At 68.4% G+C, this 11,828-nt stretch carries 9 protein-coding genes; 5 read left to right on the forward strand and 4 right to left on the reverse strand.

Annotation, left to right across the window (positions count from 1 at the left end; genetic code table 11):
- Window positions 1–14 precede the first annotated feature (14 nt).
- On the forward strand, window positions 15–1,016 hold the full coding sequence (locus ABD156_RS15560; protein ID WP_344272857.1) for an alpha/beta fold hydrolase: 1,002 nt from the start codon (window positions 15–17) through the stop codon (window positions 1,014–1,016).
- On the opposite strand, the gene ABD156_RS15565 is transcribed toward ABD156_RS15560, so the two are convergent.
- A complete protein-coding gene (locus ABD156_RS15565; RefSeq protein WP_344272860.1) occupies window positions 1,013–1,777 on the reverse strand; it encodes an ABC transporter permease in 765 nt (254 codons plus the stop codon). The two genes, ABD156_RS15560 and ABD156_RS15565, sit on opposite strands and share 4 nt — an antisense overlap.
- A complete protein-coding gene (locus tag ABD156_RS15570) occupies window positions 1,774–2,538 on the reverse strand; it encodes an ABC transporter ATP-binding protein (protein WP_344272863.1) in 765 nt (254 codons plus the stop codon). Before ABD156_RS15570 ends, ABD156_RS15565 begins: the two co-directional genes overlap by 4 nt.
- Window positions 2,539–2,698: 160 nt before the next feature.
- Here ABD156_RS15570 and ABD156_RS15575 point away from each other — a divergent pair, with 160 nt between their 5' ends.
- Entirely contained in the window at window positions 2,699–3,388 is a 690-nt protein-coding gene (locus ABD156_RS15575) for a GbsR/MarR family transcriptional regulator (RefSeq protein WP_344272866.1), read from the forward strand.
- A gap of 4 nt (window positions 3,389–3,392) precedes the next feature.
- On the opposite strand, the gene ABD156_RS15580 is transcribed toward ABD156_RS15575, so the two are convergent.
- Window positions 3,393–4,232 (reverse strand): 8-oxoguanine DNA glycosylase OGG fold protein, encoded by an 840-nt coding sequence (locus ABD156_RS15580; protein WP_344272869.1) that lies wholly within the window; start codon window positions 4,230–4,232, stop codon window positions 3,393–3,395.
- A gap of 235 nt (window positions 4,233–4,467) precedes the next feature.
- Between ABD156_RS15580 and ABD156_RS15585 the strand changes: the two genes are divergently transcribed.
- Genes ABD156_RS15585 through ABD156_RS15595 form a run of 3 tightly spaced genes read left to right on the forward strand, consistent with a single transcriptional unit; the run spans window position 4,468 to window position 10,028 of the window.
- Complete coding sequence (locus ABD156_RS15585) at window positions 4,468–6,315, forward strand: alpha-L-fucosidase (RefSeq protein WP_344272872.1); 1,848 nt, start codon at window positions 4,468–4,470, stop codon at window positions 6,313–6,315.
- 9 nt (window positions 6,316–6,324) lie between these two features.
- Entirely contained in the window at window positions 6,325–8,187 is a 1,863-nt protein-coding gene (locus ABD156_RS15590; protein WP_344272875.1) for a glycoside hydrolase family 84 protein, read from the forward strand.
- An 11-nt stretch (window positions 8,188–8,198) separates the two neighbouring features.
- Window positions 8,199–10,028, forward strand: coding sequence for a glycoside hydrolase family 35 protein (locus tag ABD156_RS15595; RefSeq protein WP_344272878.1), 1,830 nt, complete (start codon window positions 8,199–8,201; stop codon window positions 10,026–10,028).
- A gap of 368 nt (window positions 10,029–10,396) precedes the next feature.
- Here the strand turns inward: ABD156_RS15595 and ABD156_RS15600 are convergent, their stop codons facing one another.
- Window positions 10,397–11,380 (reverse strand): NAD(P)/FAD-dependent oxidoreductase, encoded by a 984-nt coding sequence (locus tag ABD156_RS15600; protein ID WP_344272881.1) that lies wholly within the window; start codon window positions 11,378–11,380, stop codon window positions 10,397–10,399.
- Between the last annotated feature and the right edge of the window lie 448 nt (window positions 11,381–11,828).

Raw genomic sequence — 11,828 nt, forward strand, 5'->3', positions numbered from 1 at the left:
CGAAACTGGGCCCCATGATCACCGCATCCCGGCTGGTGCCGCGCTCTGTCGCGGCACTTGCCCTGTCCCTCTTGCTCACCCTCGGCACCGTGGCCTGTTCCGCCCCTCCCGCTGCCGCTCCTTACGCCGCTGCCACCCAGAACGATTCCGCGTTCCAGGGCACCTTCCGGCACGAATTCGCCGACGTCGACGGCGTCCGCATGCACTACGTGACGGGCGGAAGCGGAAGCCCGGTCGTCCTGATCCACGGCTGGCCGCAGACCTGGTACGGCTGGTGGCCGGTCATGCCCGCGCTCGCGAAGCACCACACCGTCTACGCGATCGACCTCCCCGGGCTGGGCGACAGCACCGGCACCCCGAGCGGATACGACAAAGCCACCCTGGCGCGATACGTGCACACCCTGATCGCTGAACGGCTGAAGATCCGGGACGCCGCCGTCATCGGCCACGATTTCGGTGCGGCAGTGGCTTTTCAGTACGCGAGCCAATTCCCTCGCGACACCTCCCGGCTCGGCTATTTCGACCTGCCGCTGCCAGGCCCCGCGATCAATGCGGCTGTTTACCGGACATTGAGCTGGCACATCGCCTTCCACTCCCAGCGCCGGGTCCCGGAAGCGGTTGTCGGGGATGATGTCCGCGAGTATCTCGCGCTGTTCTATCCGCAGGTTTCCTTCGGCGGGACCGCATTCGGCGGCACCTCGGACAAGTCTCCGTTCACCGACGCCGAAGTCAACGAATACACCCGAACCTACAGCCAGCCCGCGATCCTGTCCGGCGGCTTCGAGCTTTACCGGGCACTGGACAAGGACGTCCGCGACACGGTGGCCGCGGCGCCGGTGGAGGCGCCGACGTTGCTCCTGACCGCCCAGGGCCAGTTGGATGCCATCCGGGCGACGGTGGCTCCGCGGGTGACCGACATCGTCCAGGCGGCGGACGTACCGCACGCGGGGCATTGGCTGGTTGAGGAGAACCCGCAGTTCGTTACCGGGGAGTTGGAGCGCTTCCTGGACCGCTAACCACGTTGCTTGCGGCGGTAGATCAGCGTGGCGAAGACAGATGCGAGGGCGAGGACGCCGATACACCAGCCGAGGGCGGTCCAGATCTCGGTGCTGACTGGCTGCTGGGTCAACAGGCCGCGGATGGCGTTGACGATGGACGTCGTCGGCTGGTGTTCGGCGAAGGCGCGCACCGGCCCGGGCATCGTGCTGGTCGGGACGAAAGCCGAGCTGACGAACGGCAGGAAGACGAGCGGGTAGGAGAACGCGCTCGCACCGTCGCCCGACCTCGCGGTCAGGCCGGGGATGACGGCGAGCCAGGTCAGCGCCAGGGTGAACAGGAGCAGGATGCCGGCGACCGCGAGCCAGGCCGCTATTCCCGCTCCGGAGCGGAATCCCATCAGCACGGCGACGCCGACGACGACCGCGACCGAGACGAGGTTAGCGACCAGCGACGTCAGCACGTGTCCCCACAGGACAGCGGACCGGGCGATCGGCATGGACCGGAACCGCTCGAAAATCCCGCTCTGCAAGTCCTGGAACAGCCGGAACGCGGTATAGGAGATACCGGAGGCGACGGTGATCAGCAGGATTCCGGGCAGCAGGTAGGTCACATAGCTGCCGGAACCGTGCTGGATCGCGCCGCCGAAGACGTAGACGAACATCAGCAGGAACGCGATCGGCAGAACGGCGGTCGTGATGACGGTATCCGGGCTGCGCGCGATGCGGCGCAGTGAGCGTCCTAACAGGACAGTGGTGTCGGCGAAGAAGCGTTTGCTCATCGGTGCTCCTTGACGATCGCGAAGAAGACGTCTTCGAGCGTCGGCTGTTTCTCGACGTATTCGACCCTGGCCGGCGGCAGCAGTTGCTTGAGTTCGGCGAGGGTGCCGTTCACGATGATCCGGCCTTGGTGCAGGATCGCGATCCGGTCGGCGAGTTGTTCGGCCTCGTCCAGGTATTGGGTCGTGAGCAGCACGGTCGTGCCGTGCCCGGCGAGTTCCTTGACGGCCAGCCACACCTCGGCGCGCGCCCGCGGGTCGAGGCCGGTGGTCGGCTCGTCGAGGAAGACGACCGGCGGGTTCCCGATGAGGCTCATCGCGAGGTCGAGGCGGCGGCGGAGTCCTCCCGAATACGTCGCCGCCCTCCGCGCGGCCGCGTCCTCCAAGGAGAACCGGGCGAGCAGATCGTCCGCGACGCGGCCCGGGTTTCGGAGGTGCCGCAACCGGGCGACGAGCACGAGATTCTCCCGGCCGGTGAGGATTTCGTCCACGGCGGCGAACTGGCCGGTGAGGCTGACGGATTCCCGCACGTCCGCCGAGTGCGCGGCGACGTCGAATCCGTTGACGTGTGCCGTTCCCGCATCGGCCTTCAGCAGGGTGGCGAGGATGCGCACGACCGTCGTCTTGCCCGCCCCGTTCGAGCCGAGCAGCGCGAAGATGCTGCCCCGCGCCACGTCGAAGTCCACGCCGCGCAGCACTGGGAGTGCTTTGAACGATTTTTCCAGCCCTCGCACCCGGATCGCGGGTTCGGAGGTCGCGGGCATCGGAGCCTTCCTTCCTCGGTGCGGATGAACGGCCGGAACTTATCGGCGGTCTTCCGTGCCAGGGAAACCTCGCATCTCGCTGCGTTGAGTTGTTTGCACAGGTCAGGTTCGTCTTATTGGTGCATCAGGACTAGGGTTATTGCAACGAGGGGGGTCTGAGATGCCTGGGTCGCGGCTGACTCGCCGAGACCGGCGGGTCATCGCCTCCGGTCTGGCCGACGGGCTCGGCTACGCCGAGATCGCGCGTCGGCTGGCCCGGCCGACCTCGACCGTCAGCCGTGAGGTCACGCGCAACGGCGGTCGCGCCGGGTACGCGCCGGACGCCGCGCACCAAGCCACGAAACGGCGCGCGCACCACCGCAAACCCGGTGCTGTCCAAAGCCGTCGCACGGAAACCGCGGTCGAGCAGCAGTTGGCTGCCACGCTGATCGGCACCGGAGTGCCCAGCATGGCCGGGCGAGTGCTCGCCGCGCTGCTCGTCACCGACGACGCCGGAATGGGCGCCGCGGAGCTGGTCGAGCACCTGCGGGTGAGCCCGGCGTCGATCTCCAAAACGGTCCGGTACCTCGAAGGCGAGGGTTTGCTGCGCCGGGAGCGCATCGGGAAAAGCCGTGCGGAACGGTACGAGGTCGGTCCCGACGCCTGGTTTCAGGCCTTCCTCGCCAGCGCGCAGCGGAATCACCAGCTCGCCGACGCCGCGCGCCGCGGCTCCGCTCGCCTCGGCCGGTCGACTCCGGCCGGCGCGCGGCTGCACGCCCTGAGCCGGTTCCACCAGCAGCTCGCCGACGACATCATCGAGCGGGCCCGGCATTGGCGCTCCGTGCTCCACTCGCTGGAGCCGACCCGGTGAGAAGTCAATCGGTCCAGCACTGCCGGATGAGGCGTTCCAGCTCATCCAGATGACGCCGGGCTTCCTGAGCCTGCTCGGCCTCGGCCGTGTCGAAGAGCTGCTCCAGTTCAAGAAGCGCGGCTTGCGCCCGCTGCTCCGGCGAGCGTGAGCCCGCCCAGGGCTCGCTCCACTGGCCGGACCCTTCCCGGCTCACCGCGGACCGGAAGATCAATTCCTCCACGGTATCCGTGGCCAACCCGAGTTCAGCCGCCCATGAGGTCAGCAATCCGATGTACTTCGCATAGACGGCAGGCCGCCATGCGTCGATCATCAGGTGCTGGCCGGTGTGCGTCGAGACCCACCGGCGGACAACGGCGTCGAGGATCGGGGCTCTGTCCGAGGAACGAGCGGCGGTGACGAACCGCAGGTACTTGGTGCCGAAAGCCACGCCCAGGTAGCGCAGTGGTTTCTCCGCCAGATCGCGGAACGCCGCCAACCCGCCCTGCTCACGAGCGACGACAGCCACCTCCGCCAGTCGATCGACGGCGTCCGGGTTTGTGGTCAGCACGCGGGCGGTGCGCCAAGGGCCGTAACCGACGCGTCCGTATCCCCAGATCATCGCGGCCAGGAACGCGCGCTCCGCACCCTCCGGGGTCGTCGCGTCCGCCGCGTGGCGGGTGGCTTCGGCTCGGTCGATGCGTTCGGGCAGGGCGTCGAGGAACGCGTGCTGACTTGGGAAGTGCCTGCGCCAAGCCTCGCGGGACCAGTGGATCGGCGGCTGCACGGGCTTGCCCTGTTCCCGCCAGCGCTGGACGGCGCTGGTCAACGCGGCCGGAACCGGCGGCTCGCCTGCAGTGACTGTCATGTGACCCCCTCGCGTAGATGACCGTGGTACTACACGGCAATCCATCTGATCACTGGGCCTCCGCGACAACACGAGCCGGGAACCAGGCAGAGAGCTTGGAACAGGGCTGATCCAAGCCTCGGCGCTCGGGTGAAAGCCGGTCCGCCTCCGCCGATCAGGTCTAGACATCCGATGGATGCCCGACTTAGGCTCCCCGCCGTCACCGTTCGGTCACGGATCCGACAGGAGGACCGCCGTGTCGATTCCCGCGAGCCTGGCGCTTGCCGCGGTACTGGCGGCCGGGGGAACCGCCGCTCCCGCCGTCTCGGACACCACCGGCTGCCACGGACCGATCCGCCCGGCGGCGATCCAGGCCCTGCAGTCGTGCGACGGCATGGACCGGATCCTCGCCAAAGCCGCCGCGACCGTGCCGCGCGCCGGGCAGGTCGCCTGGCAGCAGCGGCCGGTCACCGCGTTCACGCACTTCGGCATGAACACTTTCACCGACCGGGAATGGGGCTCCGGCGCGGAAAAGGAGTCGACGTTCGCGCCGGCCGCAGTCGACACCGATCAGTGGATGCGGTCGATGAAGGCGGCCGGCGTGACGCAGGTGATGCTGACGGCGAAGCATCACGACGGGTTTGTCCTTTACCCGACGCGCTACACCAACCACTCCGTTGTCGCGAGCCCGTGGTGGATCACGCCTGGCTGTGCCGACGATGCGGTGGCCAAGGCCCGTGCGGCCGCGCAGGATGGCCGGGCGCAGGATCCGTCCGCGTACTGGCAGGTCCGCGCCGCCGGATGCGCCAATCCGCGCGGGGACATCCTGCGCGATTACGTTGATTCGGCAAGGAAAGCCGGACTGAAAGTCGGCGTGTACCTGTCGCCCGCGGACGGAGCCGAGTTGCCCGCGCAGTTCTTCGCCGACCAGGTGAAGCGGGTCGAGGCGAAGGTCGCGGCGGGACAGCCGTTGAGCATCGAGGAGCAGGCGACCTACGACGACCGGGCGAATGCGCCCGCTGGCCAGGGCCGGTACGGGACCGGCAGCGCGGCGAAGGTCCGCACGATCCCGTCGCTGGTCCCGAACGACGACCGGGCGGCGGCGCTCGCGGCCGGGAAACTGCCGAAGTTCACCGTCGCCGAGGACGATTACAACACCTACTACCTGAATCAGATCTACGAATTGTTCACGCAGTACGGTCCTATCGACGAGCTGTGGCTGGACGGGGCGAATCCCTGGCGGGGCAACGGAATCAGCGAGAACTACGACTTCACGACCTGGTTCCGGATGATCCACGCGCTCTCGCCGGACACGGTCACGTTCGCCGGACCGGCGGGCGTGCGCTGGGTCGGCAACGAGCAAGGCCAAGCCCGTCAGACGGAATGGAGTTCCCTGCCGACCACCGGCGATCCGAACACCGCGCACAACGAGGAGCTGTTCGTCGGCGGTGCGGAGGGCGCCGACCTCGGTTCGCGGCAGGTGCTCGCCGACCCTTCCGTGCGGTACCTGGAGTGGGCGCCGGCTGAAGCTGATGTGTCAATCCGGCCGGGCTGGTTCTACCACCCGGACGAACAGCCGAAGACACCCGCGCAACTCGTCGACCTCTACCGCGCCTCGGTGGGCCGCAATGCCTCGCTGCTGCTGAACGTTCCGCCAGGACCGGACGGCCGCGTCGCTCCGGCGGACAGCGCGGCGTTGGCGTCCTTCGGGCAGGCCATCGCGAGGACGCAGGCGCAGAACCTCGCCGCCGGTGCGCGGGGGCTGAACGCGGTCACGGATTCCTCGCTCATCACGTCGTGGTCGCCGCCGCGCGGTGCGTTCGCCGGGACGATGGACGTCGTGCTGCCTTCGGACGTTGCCTTCGATCAGATCCGGCTGGGGGAGGACATCACCCGGGGCCAGCACGTCGAAGGCGCGACCGTTCAGGCCGAAGTGGACGGTTCCTGGCGCACGATCGCGACCGTCACCACGATCGGCGCCAACCGTCTGGTCACCCTTCCCTCGCCGATCACCGCGCGCCACCTGCGCGTCGTCGTCACACAGTCGCGGGCGACGCCGTATCTGGCTACCTTCGCGTTGTACCGCACTGTCCCCGCCGCCTGAGAGGAAGTCATGACTCTACGCCGCAGAGCTTGGCTCGCCGCTGTCGTCGCGACGAGTGCCCTCACCGTCGTCCAGCCGGCTGCGGCCAGGCCGGGCTCGGTGCCGGTCGTTTCCCCGACACCGCAACAGATTGGACGCGACGCCGCCGATGTGCCGTTGCCGTCCTCGGTGACGCTAGTAACGGACAGCACCACGGACGGTCCGGCCAAGGATCTTCTGATTTCCCTGTTGAAACAGCACGGGGTAAAGAAGATCGGCGCCGGCGGATTCGTCGTCCGGCTCGCCAAGGGCGGGGATGCGCCGACGCAGGCGGAGGGCTATTCGCTCGCCGTGCGGCGCGGCGGAGTGACGATCAACGGCCGGGACGGCGCCGGACAGTACTACGGCGTGCAGACCCTGCGGCAGCTGTTTGTCCGAAGTGGACAGGGATGGTCGCTGAGCGGTGTCGCGGTGCGGGACTGGCCGAACATGGCGCTGCGCGGGTCGATCGAAGGCTTCTACGGTCCACCGTGGACTAACGACGATCGGATTCGGCAGCTCAAGTTCCTCGGCGAGACCAAGGCGAACACCTATATTTACAGCGCGAAGGACGACGCGTATCTGCGCGATCGGTGGCGGGATCCGTATCCGCAGCAGGAGCTGGACGCGCTCGGCCAGCTCGTGCGTACGGCGAATGCGAACCACGTCGACTTTACCTACGCGTTGTCGCCTGGCGTGTCGATCTGCTTCTCGTCGCCGCAGGATGTCGCGGCGGTGAAGGCGAAGTTCGAGGCTGTCTACGACCTCGGCGTGCGGTCGTTCTCGCTGCCGTTCGACGACATCTCGTACACCAAGTGGAACTGCGCTGGCGACCAGACGGCGTTCGGAGCGCCCGGACAGGCGGCCGCGGGCAAGGCGCAGGTCTCGTTGCTCAACGAGATCACCAAGAACTTCGTGAAGAACCACGACGGCGTCCGTCCTTTGCAGACAGTGCCGACGGAATACAGCGACCTCAAGGATTCGCCGTACAAGACGCAGCTGCGGGAGAATCTCGACCCGTCCGTCGTCGTGCAATGGACCGGCACCGCGGTCGTGCCGCCGAGCGTGACGAACGACGAAGCCCAGCAGGTGTCCACAGTGTACGGACGGAAAGTGTTCCTCTGGGACAACTACCCGGTCAACGACTACGAGCAGTCGGCCGGGCGGTTGCTGCTCGCGCCGTACGCGCATCGGGAAGCGGGACTGTCGAAATATCTCAACGGAATCGTCTCGAATCCGATGAACCAGGAGGCAGCCAGCGAGGTCGCCGAGTTCGGTGTCGCCGATTTCTCCTGGAACGACGCCGGATACTCGCCGGAGCGGTCGTGGCCGCAGGCGTTGGCGCGGCTCGCGGGCGGCGACCCCCGCGCGACGGCGGCGCTGAAAGTGTTCGCCGACCTCGAACACCTGGCACCGGTCTTCGGGCCGACGCCATGGCAGCCGCAGGCACCGGTTCTCGCGGCTAAGGCGGCCGATTTCTGGCAGCATTGGAACTCTGGCGATCATCGTGCGCTGGACAAGCTGCGTTCGTATGCCGAACAGATCCGCAATGCTCCCGCGGTAATCCGGGGCGGACAGGTGCAGAGCGCTTTCGTCGCAGAGGCGGGTCCCTGGCTGGACGCGACCGCGCTGTGGGGCGACGCGATGGTCACCCGGCTGGACGCGCTCGCCGCGGCGACCCGCGGTGACGACGCCAAGGCCGAGCAACTGACGGCTGCGGCGGATGCGCTGGTCACGCGTGCGGAGGCGGTGAAGACGGGCAACAGCAACCGGTGGGGCGTGCGGCAGGCACTCGTCGGCGACGGCGTGCTCGACGCGTTCCTCGTCCAGGTCCGCGCGGCGACGGCCGGCTGAGCGGGGGAGTGATGGACGTGAGCAGGAGGACCTTCCTCGGCGGCGCGGCCGCAGTCGCCGCGAGCACGGTGTTCGCCGAACCGGCGGGCGCGGCCGGACGGCGCGGGCTCAGTGTGTCCGGCGACCATTTTCTGCTGGACGGCAAGCCATTCCAGATCGTGTCCGGCGCGATCCACTATTTCCGGTTGCGTCCGGACCAGTGGCACGACCGCCTGTCGCGGCTCAAAGCGCTTGGCCTCAACACCGTCGAAACCTATGTGGCGTGGAATTTCCACCAGCCGACGCCGAGCCGCGCCGATTTCCGCGGCCCTCGCGATCTCGCGGCTTTTATCCGCCTGGCCGGGGAACTCGGCTTCCAGGTCATCGTCCGCCCGAGTCCCTATATTTGCGCGGAATGGGAATTCGGCGGTCTTCCCGCTTGGCTGCTCGCGGACCGGAACATGGAACTGCGGTGCGCCGATCCGGCTTATCTCAAGGCCGTCGACGCGTGGTACGACCAGCTGATCCCGCAGCTCGAGCCATTGGAAGCGCAGCATGGCGGGCCGATCGTCGCCGTGCAGATCGAAAACGAATACGGCAGCTATGGCAATGACACGAGCTATCTCGCGCATTTGCGTGACAGTCTGCGTTCGCGCGGAATAACGAGCCTTCTTTTCGTCGCAGACGGTGCTTCCGAGTTCTTCATGCGCTTCGGTGAACTGCCGGGCACTCTGGAAGTCGGAACCGGCGACGGCGATCCGGCTCCGAGCATTGCCGCGCTGAAGGCTTTCCGCCCCGGCGCGCCGGTGATGATGGCCGAATACTGGGACGGCTGGTTCGACCACTGGGGCGAACCGCACCACACCACCGATCCTCGGCAAACCGCCGCTCACGTCGACCAGTTGCTGGCGACGGGCGCTTCGGTGAACCTGTACATGGCGTGCGGCGGTACCAACTACGGCTTCACTGCTGGTGCCAACACGGCTGGCTTGCAATATCAGCCCACCGTGACCAGCTACGACTACGATTCCCCCGTCGGCGAAGCAGGCGACATCGGCGCGAAGTTCACCGCGCTGCAGGCCGTGCTCACGAGATACACCAAGCAACCGGTCGTTCCGCCACCCGCTCGATCGCCGCGCCTGCCTGCGCAAACTGTGCGTCCGGCCGATTCAGTGTCCCTTTTGGACTCCCTGCCCGCACTGTCCACAGTGGTCCGATCGGCACAACCAATGTCCATGGAACGGCTGGGCCAGTCCACGGGCTTGATCCACTACCGCACGACCGTGCAGGGACCGCATTCCGGTCCACTGAGCATTCACGGGCTGGCGGACCGGGCGCTGGTGTTTGTCGACGGCGTGCGGTTGGGTGTGCTGGACCGAAACCGTCCGGACGCGACGCTGAACCTGAAACTCGACAAACCGCGCACACGCCTCGACATCCTGGTCGACGCCATGGGCCGGGTGAATTACGGGCCGTATCTGGCGGATCGCAAGGGCATTGACGGCTGGGTCGCGATGAACACCCAGCAGAAACTGTTCGGATGGGAGATCCGGCCGCTCCCACTGGACGACCTGTCCCGGCTGCGATTCTCGTCCGGATCGCCCGGCGTCGGCCCGGCGTTCCACCGCGCGACCGCGATGATCGCCGACCCGGCGGACGGTTTCGTGGCCCTGCCTGGGTGGGAGAAGGGCGTGGTGTGGCTGAACGGCTTCAACCTGGGGCGGTATTGGAAGATCGGGCCGCAGAAGACGCTTTACGCGCCGAAGTCGTTGTGGCGGAAGGGGAAGAATGAATTGGTGGTGCTGGAGTTGGACCAGCCGGGGTCGGAGATCGAGATCCGTCCGGAGGCTGATCTTGGCTGAGGCTGGGGTGGTGGGGCATGGTCGGGATGGCCGGTGAGGCGTTGTGCGGCGGGCTTTGGCTGACTGTCGGGCGAGCGGGTCCGGCTGACCGCCGAGGGGAGTGAGGCTAGTTCGGGCTGGCCGCCGAGCTGCGGTGCGGCAGGCTCCCGCCGACCGCCGACCGCCGACCGCCGACCGCCGACCGCCGACCGCCGAGGCGTCGTGCGGTAGCCGCGGGCTGGCCGGTGAGAGGTCGTGCGGCAAGCTCTGGCCGATCGCTGAGGGTCGGGCGGCAACCGCCGGCTGGCCGCCGCGGGGCTACCCGCGCACCTCGGGCGGCGGCCTGAAAAAGGGCTCGCGTGAGATCCCAGCTGGCGGCCACACCGCGATCAGCGGAGGACGAGGTGCCGAGCCTCGACGGCCCCCTCGTGGCGGCGGGTCCAAAATGGACTGTCCCATCGCTGTTCCGCTCGGTAGACGTCGCGTCGTTGCCGGAGGTAGGCGTCGAACCGGCGGCGCAGCTGCTGCCGGTGCCGGATCGAGTCGACGTGCCCGGACGCGATCAGGTCCGCCACGGCCAGCCCGGACTCGATCGCCAGCGTGACTCCGGCGCTGCTGAGCGGATCGAGCGCCATCGCCGCGTCCCCGGCGGCTATCCAGCCCCGGCCCGCGCTCGGGGTGAGCAGATGGGAGCGGGCGTCGCGGACGGTCAGGGAAGGTTCGTCCGGCGGCAGAGCGAGGTGCCGGGTTTCGCGGAGTGCCGCCAGCCATCCCGGTGGCCTGGCCCAGCCTTCGCGGCGGACGAGGTCGGCGTCGGACAGCAGGGCGAGCGTGAGCCGGCCGCTGGGTTGCGGGGAGGCGTACCACCAGCCGTTTTCCGCCGATTCGAGGATGACATGCCTGCGGGCGTCCGGATCGGGCACGGTTGCGGCGATGCCGACCAGCCGGTCGGCGAAACAGCGCCGGGCCCCTTGCGCGGTGCCGAACGCGGCGCGGCGGCCGGTGGCGTCGACGACGACGTCGGCGGTCAGGCGGGTTCCGTGGCAGGTGAGCGACCAGCCTTCCGCCGTGCGGCGGGCGGACGACCAGCGATCCCGGACCAAGACGGCTCCGGCGGCGACCGCGGCGGCGCGCAGCATCCGGTCGAACCGGGGGCGGTCGAGGTGCCAGCCGGGGCCGAGCCCGTCGTGGAGGTAGTCGCGGTACTGGAGTTCGGGGGTGCCCCAGGATGAGGCGGTGCCGAGCGAACGCAGGTGGTCGCGGTCGAGGACGGCGGTGCTGAGGCCGAGCCGGGCGAGGGCTCCGGCAATCGAGGGCGGGACGGATTCGCCGGGTGCGTGTGGCGCGCCGTTCCGGAAGGGCGGTCCGGCCATCATGGGAGGTGCGGGTTCTCCGGCGGCGCGGGGGAGATCGGGGTCGAAGGGTGCATCGGTGGACGGGCCGGGTTCTCCGGCCCCGCGCGGCGACCCGGTGCTGAAGGACGCGGCGCGGGAGGAATCGGTGGTTTCGCGATTGCCGCGCGGCCCGACCGCGCCGGGTGGGACGGAGGTCTCGGTTGGCGCGGATGAGGATCCGGCGGCATTCGGGTGAATGTGGGAAATGGGATTGGCGGCGGGCATTCCGGTTGCAGCGCAGAGGGACCCGGCGTCCGGGCGGCCAGGCGGCGCGGTCGCGGCAGCGGCTGATTCGGGGGACCTCCGGTGGGTGAGCGGCTGAGCTTCCGCGGAGGCGGATCCATCGGCAGGGGGCTCGGTGGTGGGAGCGGCGGATTCGGGGGTCCGCCGGTGGGTTAGCGGTTGAGTTGCCGCAGAGGGGAATCCA

It is taken from the genome of Amycolatopsis albidoflavus, from assembly GCF_039525725.1.
Taxonomy (GTDB): domain Bacteria; phylum Actinomycetota; class Actinomycetes; order Mycobacteriales; family Pseudonocardiaceae; genus Amycolatopsis; species Amycolatopsis albidoflava.

Excerpts from the sequence above, each read along its gene's own strand:
- ABD156_RS15560 (WP_344272857.1), top strand. The coding sequence starts at position 15 with ATGATCACCGCATCCCGGCTGGTGCCGCGCTCTGTCGCGGCACTTGCC.
- ABD156_RS15565 (WP_344272860.1), bottom strand. The coding sequence starts at position 1,777 with ATGAGCAAACGCTTCTTCGCCGACACCACTGTCCTGTTAGGACGCTCA.
- ABD156_RS15570 (WP_344272863.1), bottom strand. The coding sequence starts at position 2,538 with ATGCCCGCGACCTCCGAACCCGCGATCCGGGTGCGAGGGCTGGAAAAA.
- ABD156_RS15575 (WP_344272866.1), top strand. The coding sequence starts at position 2,699 with ATGCCTGGGTCGCGGCTGACTCGCCGAGACCGGCGGGTCATCGCCTCC.
- ABD156_RS15580 (WP_344272869.1), bottom strand. The coding sequence starts at position 4,232 with ATGACAGTCACTGCAGGCGAGCCGCCGGTTCCGGCCGCGTTGACCAGC.
- ABD156_RS15590 (WP_344272875.1), top strand. The coding sequence starts at position 6,325 with ATGACTCTACGCCGCAGAGCTTGGCTCGCCGCTGTCGTCGCGACGAGT.
- ABD156_RS15595 (WP_344272878.1), top strand. The coding sequence starts at position 8,199 with ATGGACGTGAGCAGGAGGACCTTCCTCGGCGGCGCGGCCGCAGTCGCC.
- ABD156_RS15600 (WP_344272881.1), bottom strand. The coding sequence starts at position 11,380 with ATGGCCGGACCGCCCTTCCGGAACGGCGCGCCACACGCACCCGGCGAA.